The following is a 17,723-nucleotide window of genomic DNA, read 5'->3' as shown; positions in this document are numbered from 1 at the left end:
TCAATAGAGGAGAAATATTTGAACATTTTGTGAAATGGTAGTATGTTATTTTGTAAGCGCTATATATGGTAAATGAAAGAAATCATCTCAACTGAACATCACTATTTCTGATTTGTGGAGGTCATTATGGGAAAAGACACGATTGAAGTCATTGCTGTAGAAGCTGGGCAAGCAAATCTAATGGATTACGAACAGGCACGTCAGCAATTCAGCTGGGCAGATGTCGAGAAACGATTTAGCTGGCATCAAACCGGTAAGGTCAATCTAGCTTATGAAGCGATTGATCGTCATGCACAATCTGAGTTGAAGGATAAAATCGCTCTTCACTACAGCGATCTGCAACGCGATGAATCGTATACGTTTGAACAATTGCGTCGTGAGTCGAACAAAGCGGCGAATATGCTGCGCAAGCTGGGCATTGGCAAAGGTGATCGGGTGTTTATTTTCATGCCTCGCACGCCGGAACTGTACTTCACTCTGCTCGGTATTATCAAAGTCGGTGCTATTGCAGGTCCATTATTCGAAGCATTTATGGAGACTGCGGTACGGGATCGTTTGCAAGATAGCGGTGCGGTTGCGATTGTCACCACACCCAAGCTGGTAGATCGTGTCCCTGCTGCCGAATTGCCAGAATTAAAGCACATTATTGTGTATGGAGACGAAGCAGAATTGGGCGAAGGTCAGATTCACTGGGGCAATGCAGTAGCAGAAGCGTCCGATGAAGCAGAGATCGAATGGGTGGATCAGGAAGATGGATTGATTCTACACTATACATCAGGTTCGACCGGTAAACCGAAAGGTGTGTATCATGTACACGGGGCGATGGTGCAGCATGAATATACCGGACGAATCGTGCTCGACTTGCAGCCTGACGATATTTACTGGTGTACTGCCGATCCGGGTTGGGTTACCGGAACGTCATACGGTATCTTTGCTCCATGGCTGAACGGCGCCACCAATGTCATTCGCGGCGGTCGCTTCAGTCCACAAGACTGGTATGAGACGATTCAGCGGTATCAAGTTACCGTCTGGTATAGTGCGCCGACCGCCTTCCGTATGCTGATGGGCGCTGGGGATGAAGCAGTTGAACAATACGATCTCTCCTCACTTCGTCACGTACTCAGTGTCGGTGAACCACTCAATCCAGAAGTCATCCGTTGGGGACATCGCGTGTACAAGCAACGGATTCACGATACGTGGTGGATGACGGAAACGGGCGGACAGCTCATCTGTAACTATCCACGGATGGATATTCGTCCCGGCTCTATGGGTCGCCCGCTACCGGGGATCGAAGCTGCGATTCTTGATGATCAAGGAAATGAATTGCCACCGCTGCGCATGGGCAATCTGGCGATCAAAACGCCGTGGCCGTCAATTATGCGCAAAATCTGGAACAACCCTGCCAAGTATGAAGAGTATATGCGGATTGATGGCTGGTACATTTCAGGAGATTCCGCTTATATGGATGAAGATGGATACTTCTGGTTCCAAGGGCGCATTGATGATGTGATCAATACATCTGGCGAACGGGTTGGGCCTTTTGAAGTAGAGAGCAAGTTGGTAGAGCATCCAGCCGTTGCCGAAGCAGGTGTTATCGGCAAGCCTGATCCTGTACGTGGTGAGGTTATTAAGGCTTTCATCTCCCTTCGTGAAGGCTTCGAGCCATCTGATGAATTGAAGCAGCAAATCACTCGTTTTGTCAAAGAGGGACTTTCCGCTCATGCTGCTCCGCGCGAGATTGAGTTCAAAGACAAGCTGCCGAAGACACGTAGCGGTAAAATTATGCGACGTGTATTGAAAGCATGGGAGCTGGAATTGCCGACAGGCGATCTCTCTACACTGGAGGATTAATGAGTAATAATTAATGATTTATTAGAAATCAAATCGTACCAAAAATCACAACATTCATCAAAAAAGCCATTTCTCTATAACTGAGAAATGGCTTTTATACTTTGACACTATTATCTTTTACACTTGTCTATTGAAATACTGCACTAATAGACGATACAAGCTTGTTACAGTTGCATAAAATACTTATTTGTTTGTCAGACGACTTGTAGTTACCGATTTTTCTGCTTTTCCAATTGTTGTCCCAATTCAGCAAGACGCTCCATCTGAACCGGTTTGGACAGCGCTCCATTCATACCAGCTGCAATCACATTGTCTTCGTCATCTTTGAAGGCATTGGCGGTTACTGCGATGATCGGAATATTCCGATTTGCGATCGTATTGGAATTGCGGATCGCTTGCGTCGATTTGAGACCGTCCATTACAGGCATTTGAATATCCATCAATACCAGATCATAACTGTCATCTTGCTCTAGCATACGAATCACTTCCAGACCGTTGTCCACTACATCGACATAATACCCTAGCTTGTTCAACATACGCGATGTAATGATACAGCTGATCCGATCGTCATCTGCTAATAATACGTTGAGACGAGCAGATTGTTTATCCAATCCATGGACAAGTTTGGGCTGATGCGCGACGACGGTTTCGGACAGCTTCTTAACTACTGTACTAGCATCGCTACGCGGATTCGATTTGGCTGGATAACGTACTGGAATTGTAAACTGGAATGTACTCCCCTGTCCCTGCTCACTTTCCACTGTAATGCTACCATTCATCAGTTCCACAATCTGCTGACTGATCACCAAACCTAATCCGGTGCCACCAAACTCACGGCTCTGAGAATCATCTACTTGGCTAAAGCTCTGGAACAGCTTGTTCAGGTCTTTGGCAGCAATACCCAGTCCGGTATCTTTGATTCGGAAATGCAGTTGAATCTCTTCACCGGTATCACCCGCACCATTCACAGACACATCGACTGCGCCATGACGGGTAAACTTGACTGCATTGCTAATCAGGTTATTCAATACCTGTTTGAGCCGATGTGGATCGCCATATACGATCTCCGGTACATTATGACCAATATGAAGATTCAGATTAATCTTCTTCTGCAAGGTGAGCGGACGGTGCGCCTTGATCGTCATATCCATCAATTCGTACAGATTGTACTCAATACTTTCTAGGCTCATCTTACCTGCTTCTGCTTTGGAGAAATCAAGAATATCATTGATCAATGTTAATAATGTTTCCGCACTATTTTGTACAATTTTCATATTGTCTCGTAGATCTTCCTCTACTTCATTCAGCAAGATCAATTCAGTCATACCGATAATCCCGTTTAGCGGTGTACGAATCTCATGACTGATATTCGCCAGAAAGCGGCTTTTCGCGACATTGGCGCTCTCTGCCTGATCTTTGGCATCCATTACCTGAAATTCTGCTTCTTTACGTTTGGTAATATCAAATTGAATACCGACAAAGTAATGACATTCTCCATTCTGGTCAAAGATCGGGTCCAAATTGACCTCGTTCCAGAAGGAAGTTCCATCTTTGCGATAATTTAAAATTTCGATCGTTGCTGACGTTCGGGTTGCCAAAGCATCTCGAAACATCTGAACCGCAGTCGGATTGGTATCCTCTCCCTGTAAAAAGCGGCAGTTATGACCGACTGCCTCTTCATGGGTATATCCGGTCAGATCCGTGAAATGGCTGTTCACAAACACGAGCGGGCAATTGGGTTTGCGCGCATCTGCGATCGTAACAGACGATTTTAGATTTTGTACTATATATTCCCAATCGATTGCTGGAAATTTAGGATCTATATTCATGCTGCCTCCCTAAGTGGGTGTAATCAATTGCAGTAAGTATACGTTACCATTATAATGTTTCTAGCATACCATACAAACATATGTTTTTACCATGCATCTACCCATTGGACACGACACTTTGGTGCATTTCAGACACAAAAAACCTGCTCAGGTTTTATTTTCTAACCCGAACAGGCAGAGATCTGTGTGCAGTTAACGCAAAATACGGCGTGCAGTTACATAATGATCCACCCAGTATTGCAGATCCAGATTGGAAATGGCGATTCCGTTCAGGCTTGGGCTATTATGAATCAGCTTGTTATCGCCAGCGTAGATGCCTACGTGCGTAATGACGTTAGGATCGCCGCCGGAGAAGAAGAGCAGATCCCCTTTTTGCCATTGTCCTCGTTCTACCTCAATACCGACATCTTTTTGATACCGGGTTCCCCATGCCAGATCAATCCCTTCCAATCCGAAGATATAGCGAGTAAAGGAGGAGCAATCAAACAATGTCGGAGCTTCGTTTTTACCAAAGCCATATTGTGTTACACCTTGCAATGCAAGCGCGCTGGCAATAATACGGTCAGCGGACGCTTCGTCTAGCGGCGAACCGGTAGACAAGGAAGGGAAACTGATCGATGGAGCTGGTGGGTTGAATGGTTGCGCATCGACTTCATCTACCGTTTGCGAGGGCATTTCCGCCAATACAGCTGTTTGCGAAGCTGGCAATGTATACGACACATAATCTGCGGATACATAGCCAGTAATGCCATCTTTGTCCTGAATCTTAATCCATGCAGCACTTGGCTGTTCCAGAGCGCTGAAGGATTCGCCTACAGGCAATACGCGCAGCACTGCGCTACCAGTTGTCGGCTCGGCGCGGAAATTCACGCCTCTTTCTACCAGACCGGTGCCCGGTGCATGTACAGCAGGCGGTGTAATGACCGTGCTAGTAGGAAGGCTAGCCGAAGGAGTGCTACCTACCGGGGCAGCGGATGCGGTTACATTACTGCCCGTTTTCACTACGGATGATGCAGCATTAGTCACCGTACCATTACCAGTCGCACTGCCAGATGTGGTTGTATCCGAATCTTTGGTACTGACAGACGTGCTGCTATTCGCAGCGACCCATTCAGCCGAAGGTTTATAGTCGATATAGCTAGCGGATACATAGCCGGTTTTGACGCCGACTTTGACACGCAGCCAGTAATTGTTCACCTGACGTAGCACTTTGATACTTGTTCCCGGTTGGAGTGTACTGTACACGGAACTGTCTGTGTTAGGACCGGAACGGAAATTCACCGGCATATTCACTTTACCGACCGGTACGGTCGTTGCAGCTGCCTGGCTTATGTCCGGAGCGGAAGTTAATAATACAGCAGCAGTCAGTAGTGTAATGAGCTTTCTTTTCATGGATGTCCTCCTCAGCGGTTATGGGGCTGTTCATGCTGCGTAATCATGGGGTTATGTATAATATCTGACAATCCCGTCAGAACCATTAATCAAAAATGACAAAAACAACAGAAGTTATGAAGAAAATATGATGAAATATGTGCAAAAATGATGAAATATGTGCAAAAATGATAAAAAAATGTGGTAAGCCTGTCTGTGTAGAGTAGAAAATGACAGCGACGTCATATTCTCATCACAGTTGCTTACCACATTTATACCACACTTCATCAAATGCTGTCGATCAAAAATAACAATAGCTTCACTTTTTTGTTAACGTTTCAGCATTATTGTACATTCAAATATTGCTTGATCGCATCAACAACAGCTTGCGCCAGCTTCTGCTGGAAATCATCGCTATACATTAACGATTCATCGCCAATATTGCTCAAGTACCCGGCTTCAACCAATACAGCAGGCATGGTCGTTTCGCGTATTACATGTAAGCTTTTGGCATGAATACCGCGATCCGGTAAACCAAGTGCTTGAACGACATGATCGTGAACCATATCGGCAAATTCTACACTGTCGGAACGTGTGTAATAAATCTCTGTGCCGCTCGGTGATACGGCTGACGATGTACTATTACCATGAATGGAAACAAATACATCGGCATGCAGATTGTTGGCGATCTTGACGCGATCCGGCAAGGTTGGATAGCTATCATCGCTACGTGTCAGTACGAAGTCGATATTGTGGTCCTGCTGGAGCAGTGCCTGAATTTTCAATACGACTGCCAGCGTGAAGTCCTTCTCGTTCTTCTTCGTAATGCTGATTGCACCCGGATCGGAACCGCCATGACCGGCATCAATCACGACGATTTTCTTGCCATCATCACCTGGACCGGAACTTGGTGTAACTGGTACAGCTGTCGAACCGTTATCCGTTGTACCAGTTGGCGTACCGCCAGTCTGAGTATTGGTTCCAGTCGTAGTGCTGCCTGTGGAAGGAGTCACATCACCATCCAGCTCGACAATAATCACGCCCGGTGTATCGGTAATCACCTTGTATTTCTGTGCTGTATTCAGATCCATTACTACGCGTACAGCGGATGGATTGCCGCTAAACAGTGAGTAGCGAATGCCGGACACTTGCGGATAACCTGTCACATCCACTTTGCCTATGTCTCCGACACTCAATTGCTGTCCATTCAGAAAAGCAGCGGAAAATGCTGTTTTGGGCAGATCGAGTACAATTCGATTCGGATTGGTCAGCGAGCTGGACTTAGGCGTCACATTGCCTTCGACTGTGATCGTCATCCGATTGTCACTGAAGCTGATCGAATCAACCGTTGCATTTGCAGTCGTTGCCGTACCGTCTGTTGGTGTAGACGATGAACCATTGTCCGTCGTTCCGGTTGTCGGTGTAGTCGTTGGTGACTTGGACGGCGTGCTCAGGAAGACGGTTTTGGAACTATTATCCCATTTGACCGTGGCGCCTGTATTTTCGCTCAAAAAGCGCAATGGAACGAGCGTTGTTCCGCCTTTTACAAATGGGGCTGCTTCGAGATCAATCGCATTCCCGTTCACATTGGCTGTTGTGCTATTCGCAGTTAACGCCACGACAGTACTGCCTTGTTTGATCGTAGCCGTCTGAGTAGAATCAGACCAGGTTACTTTGTAACCAAGCTGTTCCACGACAAGCCGCAATGGCACCATTACACTGCCTTTGACACTTGTGATCTGCACATTGGACGGCACGTCAATGCTTTTGCCATTGAGGTTAATATGTGCCTGATCCGCTGCATGCACTGCTGTTGGAAGTACTAGCATGAATAACACTAGCATCAATCCCAGTATCCAGTTGTGTTTTTTGTTCATAAATCCCCCTGCCATTCTCTGGTTGACGATTGTAGCTTGTGTCATACCCCAGTCCGTATTGTGTTTGTCTGCGCCATTTCTGCATGTTCATACCGATTCATCTGCATATGATATTCAAATATACGAGTTCATACAAGCGATGATGACCTCAGCAAAATATCTTATCGATTATATCGGATGCAAATAACAGATTGCACAGTCTTGACATCATTTCATTGTCCGTTCTGTCCGTGTTCACCTGTATATGAATGGCAGCTCTACATACCCGATATTCCATACAAGCTGGTTGTCGATGAATACGACCAGATGTATGCTACAGCTTGGATACAATATCGCGGATGTGCTGCCTGTATTAATCGTGACGAAATGATGCCAGTCAATATTGCCGTCCACGTCAGTACATAATTGATCCCGGCTTGCCAATAACAGATCAACCTGTTGTTGCCGCTGCCTCCCTTCGTCTGCAAATGATGTTACCCTGCGAATAAGTTTGCGCTCTGCCTGCGTGTGTCCTGTGGTACGCTTTCATCTGATTGATGATGCCGTACACTATGTATATCTTTTATTATGATAATCAGAATCTGGCGGCTTGTAAACTTTGCTTGCTGCCAGAGGGCAAAATGTTACCTTTCTGCCGAGCTGAGACAATCATTTAGGAGTGATTGCGAAAATGATATTTTCTCATCATCACAATCTTTATAAAAGTGCTGAAATATTGACTTTTTGTCTGTACCCATAACGACGTGCTCACGCTACAATGAATATGTTCCTTCGCGAAGAACATTTTGGGAATACTAATTTTTGTAAACGCATACAAACATGCTGGAGGCGAACACTTAACGATGAGAAAAATGATGAAACGGATTACGGCGCTGGCTCTCAGTTTTACATTGATCGGCGGGCTGAGCGTAGCGACTTCCCCTGCTCCGCGTGCGGAAGCAGCAACGGCATTTGCCAAAGGTGCGGATGTAAGTTGGCTCTCAGAGATGGAAAATTACAATTGGTCTTTCTATAATGATGCTGGTAACAAGCAAGATGCGCTGCAAATTTTGAAAGATCACGGGGTAAACTCGATCCGTTTGCGCGTATGGGTGAATCCATCGATCAATTTCTCCAATAAAGCAGATGTTGTGAAGCAGGCAGTACGTGCCAAAAACATGGGCTTCCGCATTATGATTGATTTCCATTACAGCGATAAATGGGCAGATCCGGCTCAACAATCGAAACCATCTGCATGGACTAGCAAAGACTTTAGCGGTCTGAAGCAGGCAGTCTATGATCATACTTACGATGTGCTGAATACACTGAAATCGCAAGGCGTTACACCAGAATGGGTACAGGTCGGCAATGAGACCAACGACGGTATGCTGTGGGAAGATGGACGCGCGTCCAAAAGCATGAGCAATTTTGCCCAGCTGATCAACTCCGGCTATGATGCAGTCAAAAAGGTAAATTCCGGTACAAAAGTGATCGTGCATCTGTCCAATGGATACGACAATGCCCTGTTCCGCTGGATGTTCGATGGTCTGAAAGCCAATGGTGCAAAGTATGATGTCATCGGTATGTCCCTCTATCCAGATAAAAGTAACTGGAAAACGCTGGATCAACAAGCGCTGACCAATATGAACGATATGGTATCTCGCTATGGTAAAGAAGTCATGGTCTGCGAAGTTGGTATGGATGCAAGCGATCCAACGACTGCCAAAGCATTCCTGACCGATATTCTTGCCAAAACTCGCTCCGTTTCGGGCGGTAAAGGTCTGGGCGTATTTTACTGGGAGCCTGAATCGTACGGCACATGGTACGCATACACCAAAGGTGCTTTTGATTCCAAAGGGAAAGTAACGGTAGCACTGGACGCATTCCTGAACTAACCTCTGAGAACTGATCTACTGCAACAATGGATGCAGACGGACGCACATCCGTGTACATCCAGACACATAATCCAAACAGCCGCAGTATCGTTATTGTGTAACGATACTGCGGCTGTTTTATTGATTCACAATCTTTTGTTCATTGGAAATTCAAAGTTGGAATTAAACGGTTACTGCTCTTTTCAGTACACGGATACCAAACGATTCCAGCTCAACACTGCTACCTGCAACGATGTTATCACCACTCAGCAGATCGGAATAATCGCGATCATCCAGCTGTACGTTGCGTGTTTCTTCGCTGTAATTTTGCAGGAATACAAATTCGCTGTCGCCCTGTACGCGTGCATGAGCGGTTACGTCTTGTGGCAGTACAGTCGTCAGTGTACGCGTAACCTGCGCACGATCTGCAATTCCTTCGATCAGATCGCCGAGGAAATGATCGCGGGTACGAGCTGCGACATAATACGCTTCGCCTTCACCGAATGAGTTGACTGTCAGTACTGGACGACCTGCATAGAAATCATCGCCATACGTTGCCAGTGCTTGTGCACTCTCCAGATGTACTAGATCGCACAGATCCTGCACCGCATATTCACCTTCCAGCGATAAAGTATTGCCTGTATTCGGAATGATGCGGTTACGCTCACCTTCATGCAATCCGTCAATCTCTTCTGACCAGATGCCTAACACTTTGCGTAGTGGACCCGGGAAGCCGCCGAGGAAACACAGATCGTTCTCATTCACAATGCCTGACCAGTAGCTGCTGATCAATGTACCACCACTACTCACAAATTGTTCAAAGCTTGCGCCTACGCCATCGCGAACCATATACAGCATCGGAGCAACAACAACTTTGTATTTGGACAAATCCTGTTCCATATCGATCACATCGACAGCGATGCCTCGTTTCCAGAATTCGCGGTAGAAGTCGAGTACCGTCTGCTCATAGCCTATGCCACTATTGCGTGGACCTTGACTATCGTTTACTGCCCAGCGATTTTCCCAGTCAAAAATAACTGCCACTTCTGCCTTCACCTGACTGCCACGAATAGCTTGCAATTGTTCCAGCGCTTGACCGACATCTTGGACATCACGGAATACGCGCGTATGCTCATGCCCGGCATGATCGACAACTGCACCATGCAGCTTTTCACTGGAACCTTGACTCTTACGCCATTGGAAATATTGGACGGAATCAGAACCATGCGCTACTGCTTGAAGCGAAGACAGCAGATGCATGCCCGGACGTTTGTTTTTACTGATCGGCTGCCAGTTGGTCAAACTTGGTGTACTCTCCATCAATAGGAACGGTTGTTGCTTGATTGAACGCACAATATCGTGCATCATAGCAATCTTCGCGCCCTGCATACTGTCGCCTTCCAGATCATGCCATGTCGGATAACTATCCCATGACAGAACATCCAGCAGATCAGCGAATTTCCAGTAATTCAGCCCTTCGAAAAATTCCATAAAATTCGTCGTTACTGGCAGCAGACGCTCTACTTTGCGCAGCGGCTCAATCTCATGACGACAAAAATCTACCGTCTGATCAGTAACAAAACGTCTCCAATCCAGATTCATACCATGTACTTGCGTTTCTCCATGTGGCGCTGGCGATTCGACCTGTGACCAATCGGTGTATGTATGACTCCAAAATGTCGTCCACCATGCACGGTTGAGCTGCTCCAGATCGTTGTTGTATTTTGCTTTCACCCAGCCGCGGAATGCTTCCTGACAGTAATCGCAATGACATTCGCCGCCGTATTCATTGGAAATATGCCAACCGATAACAGCTGGATGATCGCTGTAACGCTCTGCCAGCAAGGTGTTCATAATTTCCACTTTTTCACGGTAAACAGGCGAAGTGAAGCAATGATTGTGACGGAACCCATGCAGATTGCGAACGCGGTTCTTCTCAATGCGCAATACTTCCGGGTATTTGGCAGACATCCATGCCGGACGTGCACCGCTTGGTGTTGCTAAAAATGCAGAAATGCCATTGGCAGCAAACCGATCCAGCACCTGATCGAGCCATTCAAATGTATATACGCCCTCTTCTGGCTCCAATGATACCCAAGAGAAAATGCCGACCGACATCACATTACATTTTGCCAGCTTCATCAGACGGATATCCTCTTCCAGAATGTCTGGGCGATGTCTCCACTGCTCCGGGTTATAATCGGCACCATGCAGCATGGCAGTCCAGGTTGGGGTTACGTTGTTCGTTAGATTCGTCATAATAAGCTCCTTTATGATGGGTTCAAAAATACAAATATCAATGCATTGACGAACGTTTTGTAATCATCAAAGCATAAAGTCCGTACACCGACTACATTCTCTACGCTGCTGGTACAGCGCTGAAATGCAGACCGGCGTGCAGACTTTAGCCGCTTTGAGCTATTCAATTTGAATGATGCTTGTAGATGATGCGTGTATTCGAATACGCGTTGTATGATCCGTTCTCGTTTGCGATCATTGGATTGCAATCATACAGCTTGGGTAGATCTACGGTGATAGAGCTATTGAGTGACCTTACCGGATTGTTCATTTCAAGTGATGGCTTGAATGAATGGTCAGGATGGAGCCGTTGGTTGGGATGGATCATCGCCAGCCGTTGCTTTTCTCTCTGTTTCGATTCCACTTATGAGGTGACAGGCTACTTGGTCGATCTACTATGTGGCAAGATTGGATGCACTTATGACATTCATGCCATCTTCAAGCCACCGATTGTTCTTGCTACGATTGACTATATTTTTGGATAATCATTGTTACCTATTCTTTTACCGAACCGAGCGTCATTCCTTTCACAAAGAACTTTTGCAGGAATGGGTATACGATCAGGATCGGCGCTGCACCGATAAAGATTTGCGCTGCTTTGACTGTAGTCTGGGAGATCAGTTCCATCTCTTTTGGACTGGCACTCATCGAGCTCATATCTTGCTGGATAATAACCGTTTGTAGGAACGTTGCCAGTGGAAATTGATTGGAATTGTTCAGATACAGCAAACCGTCAAACCAAGAGTTCCAATGGAATACCATGCTAAACAGCGTAATGGTTGCAATCGATGGCATCGAGATCGGCAGATACATGGTGAACAGTGTGCGGAATGGACCTGCACCATCCATAAATGCTGCTTCTTCCAGTTCTTTTGGAATGCCGCGGAAGAAGTTCATCATCAGGATGACGAGGAATGTGTTTACCGCACCTGGCAATACGAGTACCCAGAAGGAGTCGATCAGACCAAGCTTCTGAATGACGATATAAAATGGCACCAGACCGCCGGTAAATACCATACTGAATACGAACAACCATGAATAAATGGTGCGTCCTTTGAATACCGATTCTTCCTTGGACAGCGGGTAAGCTGCCAAGAAGGTCAGGAACAAGGTGATCGCTGTACCGATAACAGTACGCAGTACGGAAATCCAGATTGAATGCAGGAAGACTGGATTGAACATTGTCTTCTTATACGCTTCGATGGAAAATTGGATGGGTAACAGTCCAACCAAGTTGGCGTCAGCTGCCGCTTTGGAGCTGAATGATACTGCCAGTACGTGGATCAGTGGAATGATACACATAATGGACAGGAAGACTAGAAAGATAATATTGAAGACATTAAAAATGCGATAACCGCTTGTTTTATAGTACATAGTTCCCCTCTTTTCCCTCGTAAGTCATCAGAAGATGCGATAGTTCGCCCATTTGGCAGCAGCACGGTAAGCGAGCAGGATCAGCACCATACTGATAACCGATTTGAACAGACCAATTGCTGTACCAAAGCCCATTTCGCCGTTCAAGATTGCGGTACGATACACAAACGTATCGATAATATCGCCTTTTTCATAAACGAGCGGGTTGTACAGGTTGAAAATCTGGTCAAAACCAGCGTTCAAAACGTTACCGAGTGCGAGTGTGCCGACAACGGCTGCAATCGGGAAGATCGCTGGCATCGTGATATGCAGTGTCTGTTTCCAGCGAGTAGCTCCATCCATTTCGGCAGCTTCATACAGCGCCGGGTTGATGCCTGCCAGAGCAGCGAGGAAGATGATCGTGTTATAACCAAATTCCTTCCACACATCCGATACGATCACCGTAAAGCGGAACCAGTCATTATCTCCGAGGAAAAAGATTGGCTGAATGCCGAAGACCGAGCTGAGAATCCGGTTGGCAAAACCATCCGTTGCCAGCAGGTCGATCAGGATACCGCCCAGGATAACCCAGGACAGAAAGTGAGGCAGATAGACAAGCGTCTGAATCGTCCGTTGCAATTTGACGCGACGGATTTCATTCAGCAAAATCGCAAATACAAATGGGACAAGCAGGTTAAAGATCAATTTCAGTACAGCGATGATCAGCGTATTCCAGATCACCTGTACGCTATCCTGACGTTCAAACAGATAGCGGAAGTTGTCCAGCCCGACCCATTCGGAACCGGTGAAACCGAGCCAAGGCTTGTAATTTTGAAATGCCATCACAATCCCGCCCATCGGCAGGTAGCTGAATAACAGCAGGAAAATCATTGACGGTAGCAGCATCACGTGGAACGGCCACGTTTTCTTTAATGTTTTCATATACTCTCCTCCTACAGTTGGGGCGATGCGGGTATAGCCATTTAAGAAAATAACGACCCGGAGTCCAGGTCGTTATCTCCTTGTATGCGGCTGTACCTGCTACAGTTGGTTTGCTATTCTAGTTTATTTTTTGATGCTGCTATACCAGTCGTTGACTTCTTTGGTTACATCATCGCCACCGGACGATTTCCATGTTTGTACAAACGTATCAAACGAATCGATCGGAGATTTGCCGTAGATGATTTCGTTGAAGGTCTGGCTTTGGATTTTGTTCAGATAGTCCATTTTTGTTTTCATGCTTTGTGTGGTTGGACCAGTAAACATGTCAGGATACGAAATGTCTTTTTGGGACATCAGCACTTTGGCTGCATCCGGTGTTTCTTTACCATAGTTAGTAGCAACGTCGCGTTCCAGACGAGTTTCCGGTTGGGAACCGTCAGCCAGTTTCAGCAGCGCATCCATTTGTGCATTCGGAATACGAGCACCGTCGCGTACAAGCAAGTAACGAACGCTGTTTACGTAGCCGCCATCGATTTTGTCGATTGGCACGTTTTTGCCAGATGCGTCGAGATCATAGTCATATCCTTTGAACAGACCGTTATTAAACTCACTATCTTTGGTCGGGTTCGCCAGGTTATCGAACATGTAGTTTTCGTACGTGAACAGAGCTTCAGGGTGTTTCATGTTTTTGTTGATCAGAATGACGCCGTTCGTTGTGCTTGTGCCGTGACGCATTGCTTTACCGTCAGGACCTACAGGAATCGAGATTGGTTTCCATACTGCACCCGGTGCGTTTTTCACCGTGTCTTGCAGCGGCCAGCCGCTCATCCAGTAAGGACCTGGGATGATACCTGCCGTACCTGCAACAGCTGGTTCGGATGTTTTGTTCTCATCCCACAGTGCTGCTTCTTTCGGGATGTAGCCTTTGTCAAACCATTCTTTCAGTTTTTCCAGACCTTGCTTCATGCCCGGTTGGATCGAACCGTATTGCAGCGTGCCGTCAGCAGCTACATTCCATTGTTGTGGCAATGTGCCGTAAGCACCGAAGATCCAAGATGGATCGCCCATCCATGTGTTCATCGACGATTTGAAGCCGATGCTCAGTGGAACGACTTTATCCGGGGACAGACCATCCGGGTTTTTGTCTTTGAATGCTGCCATTACGGTTTCCAGCTCGTCCATCGTGGTTGGTGCTTTCATGTTCAGCTTGTCCAGCCAGTCTTGACGAATCCAGAGTACATAATCGTGGTTGTATGCGTAATCGAGAACCGGGATACCCATCTTTTTGCCTTCGCGGATGTATGGGTTCCATGCGTTCGGGTCTTGCTCCATTGCTTTTTTCCATGTATCAGATGCATATTTGTCAAACAGTGGTCCTACTTCGCTGAACATACCGGAGTCGATCAGATCCTGTGCGAGTTGTGCGTCGCCGATCGTTACAACATCAGGCATTTCCTGTCCAGAAGACATTGCCAGACGCATTTTGGTAGCAAATGCTCCGTTCGTGTCTGTTACAGACCAGAGTGACTTGATATCAATACCGAGTTTATCTTTTGCCCATTTGGTCGCTACGTTGTTTTCAATCGTTTCCCCATTTTTAAATTGCAGTGTCGGATCGACTCCCCATACGGTCGAGATCGTTACCGGTGGATCGTATTTCTCTTTGTATGCGTTTTCAGTTGTAGCCGATGCCGTTGTACTGCTTCCGCCACCGCCGCCACACGCCGCTAAACTTCCAGCTGTCAGCACGGTTGTCAGCAGAACCGCAGCTAATTTTTTCATTCCCATGTTTCTTGCTCCCCCTTCAGGTTAAACACTGCATGTCGTAATCTGTTGTTCATGTTTTTATTATACGGGAGGGTTACGATTCCGCCTATGATACGAAGTTAATATTCCTGCACCTTTTGCAACATGTTGGGGGGGGATTTTGCCACTGGGTGGTGTAGGGGGGTTGTTTAAACCTTTAGTTTGGTGGGGGGCATACCTCGCTGCGGGAAGGGATTGGGGAACGGACTCAGGTGGAGCCGCGGGAATCTACGGATAAAGGTGATACTTGTAGATTCCCGCAGCTCCAAAGTCGTCCTTTTCCCCAATTCCCTTCCCTCCGCTTAGACGCATTTCCCTCATGTATGGTGATCGGGTTGAAAGCAACTTCGATGAAGGAGGGTGGCAATAATCCAACTTTGGGGAGGGAGTAGTAGGTTGGTGGATGGAGATTTTGCGATGTTCTCTTGTTGGTTTGTTGCTTTGTTGGTTTGTTACTTTGTGGATAGTATTTGATTGCAGAATTTTATCGTTAATGTTGTATCGCTTATGTATGTAGAATTCATTTTCTTGATTTTTATTTGTGCTTGTTTTAGTAACATTTATTATATTATTTAAATGGGTTTTTGGAGTATTTGGTTGGCAATCCATCTTTTTTGTAATTGAGGCTCATTGGGTTCGTGCTGGTCTTTGTCATTGAAGCATCTGCTTTGTTTGTTGTATGTAGCAAATATACTGCCGTATTGGGCTTGGTGGTGCGGTTTGATCTGAGCGACGATGGATTATGCTTTTTCTAGCGTGTGAAATGGAAATGGGCGGGAATCTACAATTACCTTCTCATTCGTAGATTCTCGTCCGTCCATCGGAGTTCATGCCTTTGTCCCTTTGCGGAGCGGTCCTCGCTCCAGCGAAATTATTGATCTCGTCTCAGCTATCTCTGAATTCGTTTGGTGTCATGCCGTAGTGCTTTTTGAACAATTTGCTAAAGTATTGTGGATTCTGATAGCCTAGTTCGGCGGTGATTTCGTAAATTTTGCGATTGGTATGTTTGAGCATGTATAATGCTTTTTCCATGCGAATGCGGATAATGTAGTCGCCCAGACCTTCGCCGGTTTCGGCTTTGTAGATTTTAGACAGGTACACGGGATGCAGATAGACACGGTCGGCGATGCTTTTGACGGATACATCTTGACCGAGGCTTTCGGAGACGATTTCTTGTACTTGTTTGACGACGCGGCTACGACTTGGTTCGGCATGGGATGCGGTTTGTTGGACTTCCAAGCGTCCCAATACATTGATGCACCAACTCCGTAGGCGATCCAGCGAGCCTGTAATATGTTGAGCGGAAAATGGATCAAGTCCGCCTGCATCACTTTCGCCTAGCATATGTCCATGGTGGTGTGACATGTATACGAGCGCATTGCTAACTGCCAAATATACTTCATACAGATGTTCATGGGTGAGCGGCAACGGCTCTAATGTGTCCAGCACTGCCATCACTTTATCACGTGCACCGCTCCATTGACCGGATTCCAACAGATGGATCAGAGTAGGCGGACGATACAGAGGCTCCATGTATTTGATAATTACTGGACGTTCACGAACGGTGCCTTCCGGTTGTAGCAGGTGAATCTGCGGCTCATTGTTGCCGGATGAATGCTGGGCAGAGCGCAGTACATGGCGATACGCAGTCGCAATCTCCGTGGGGAACGCGAACGGCTCACTCACATAGACAGACAATGTCATTTTCAAATACGTACGTGCACTATCGACCAACTCCTGCAAACGCTGGCTCTCCTCATCGCTAAGCGCATCAGCAGATGTCTGCCAGAGCATAACTAGCCCACTGTGCGGAGCGCGACCAAACCAGACAGGTGCCTGACTGCCGAGCAATTCAACAGCAATATTACCAACAGCATATTCCAGCAGTCTGGCTTCACTCTCCTCCATCCCACGCAGCGAATTGCCTGTAGACATGTATAACATCCGTGCTACACGCCCAGGCTGTAAGGCAATCTCGTAATTGCTCAGTCGTTCCAGCAGCTCGCGTTCATTCAGTTCACGCCCAAGCAGCATATCGCTTAGCAATCCGTCGCGCAGCACTTCCAGTTCCGACTGACGGCGATAAGCAAGCCGATTGTATTTATCCAGCTGTCCCCATTCCTGCTCAATCGCAGTCACTGCCTTGCCGACACTCTCCATAAACTGGTCGTCGTCCACAGGTTTTAAAATATAATCGCTCGCTTTCAATCGAATCGCCTTTTGCGCGTATTCAAAATCCGAATGTCCGGTCAGCACGAGCGAGCGTACGGCAGGCCAATTGCGGGACAATTCGCCTAGCAGCTCCAACCCATCACGATCCGGCATCCGAATATCGGTCACCACGATGTCGATCTCCTTTTCCGTGAGCAGCGATAATGCCTGATTCACTGATTCGGCGCAAAATACTTGATCAATGCGCAGTTGTTCCCACGGAATGGTCAGCGCCAAACTTTCCGTTACATACGATTCATCATCCACCAGCAAAATATTTACCATGTTCATTCACTTCCCCGATCTCTTTCTCTGATACTCTGTCCATTGCA

Annotated in this window: 10 protein-coding genes; 2 read left to right on the top strand and 8 right to left on the bottom strand. The window is 46.7% G+C overall.

Features of this window, described 5'->3' with window-relative positions:
- The first annotated feature begins 126 nt into the window (after positions 1–126).
- Positions 127–1,851, top strand: coding sequence for an acetate--CoA ligase (gene acsA, locus ACDE64_RS10300; protein WP_411349931.1), 1,725 nt, complete (start codon positions 127–129; stop codon positions 1,849–1,851).
- A 209-nt stretch (positions 1,852–2,060) separates the two neighbouring features.
- Here the strand turns inward: acsA and ACDE64_RS10295 are convergent, their stop codons facing one another.
- The 3 genes from ACDE64_RS10295 to ACDE64_RS10285 form a co-directional block, all read right to left on the bottom strand.
- Positions 2,061–3,680, bottom strand: a complete 1,620-nt coding sequence (locus ACDE64_RS10295) for an ATP-binding protein (protein ID WP_411349930.1) — start codon at positions 3,678–3,680, stop codon at positions 2,061–2,063.
- A 192-nt stretch (positions 3,681–3,872) separates the two neighbouring features.
- Positions 3,873–5,072 carry an SH3 domain-containing protein gene (locus ACDE64_RS10290; RefSeq protein WP_411349929.1) on the bottom strand — a complete coding sequence of 400 codons (1,200 nt, stop codon included), beginning with the start codon at positions 5,070–5,072 and terminating at the stop codon, positions 3,873–3,875.
- Positions 5,073–5,395: 323 nt separating this feature from the next.
- Positions 5,396–6,928, bottom strand: a complete 1,533-nt coding sequence (locus tag ACDE64_RS10285) for an N-acetylmuramoyl-L-alanine amidase (protein ID WP_411349928.1) — start codon at positions 6,926–6,928, stop codon at positions 5,396–5,398.
- A gap of 842 nt (positions 6,929–7,770) precedes the next feature.
- On the opposite strand from ACDE64_RS10285, the gene ACDE64_RS10280 reads away from it, so the two are divergent.
- Positions 7,771–8,802: an arabinogalactan endo-beta-1,4-galactanase gene (locus ACDE64_RS10280; RefSeq protein ID WP_411349927.1), complete on the top strand. Its 1,032-nt coding sequence runs from the start codon at positions 7,771–7,773 to the stop codon at positions 8,800–8,802.
- Between the two features lie 162 nt (positions 8,803–8,964).
- Here the strand turns inward: ACDE64_RS10280 and ACDE64_RS10275 are convergent, their stop codons facing one another.
- From ACDE64_RS10275 to ACDE64_RS10255, 5 genes are all read right to left on the bottom strand, one after another.
- Positions 8,965–11,040 (bottom strand): beta-galactosidase, encoded by a 2,076-nt coding sequence (locus tag ACDE64_RS10275; RefSeq protein ID WP_411349926.1) that lies wholly within the window; start codon positions 11,038–11,040, stop codon positions 8,965–8,967.
- Between the two features lie 534 nt (positions 11,041–11,574).
- Complete coding sequence (locus ACDE64_RS10270; protein ID WP_411346365.1) at positions 11,575–12,453, bottom strand: carbohydrate ABC transporter permease; 879 nt, start codon at positions 12,451–12,453, stop codon at positions 11,575–11,577.
- A gap of 27 nt (positions 12,454–12,480) precedes the next feature.
- Positions 12,481–13,374: an ABC transporter permease gene (locus ACDE64_RS10265; RefSeq protein WP_367057191.1), complete on the bottom strand. Its 894-nt coding sequence runs from the start codon at positions 13,372–13,374 to the stop codon at positions 12,481–12,483.
- A gap of 123 nt (positions 13,375–13,497) precedes the next feature.
- Positions 13,498–15,162: an extracellular solute-binding protein gene (locus tag ACDE64_RS10260; RefSeq protein ID WP_411346364.1), complete on the bottom strand. Its 1,665-nt coding sequence runs from the start codon at positions 15,160–15,162 to the stop codon at positions 13,498–13,500.
- Between the two features lie 903 nt (positions 15,163–16,065).
- Positions 16,066–17,676 carry a response regulator gene (locus tag ACDE64_RS10255; RefSeq protein ID WP_411349925.1) on the bottom strand — a complete coding sequence of 537 codons (1,611 nt, stop codon included), beginning with the start codon at positions 17,674–17,676 and terminating at the stop codon, positions 16,066–16,068.
- Between the last annotated feature and the right edge of the window lie 47 nt (positions 17,677–17,723).

This window comes from Paenibacillus sp. WLX2291, assembly GCF_046603665.1.
GTDB lineage: Bacteria > Bacillota > Bacilli > Paenibacillales > Paenibacillaceae > Saccharibacillus.
Note: the sequence above shows the minus strand (reverse complement) of the source record. Positions and strands in the feature narration are given on the sequence as shown.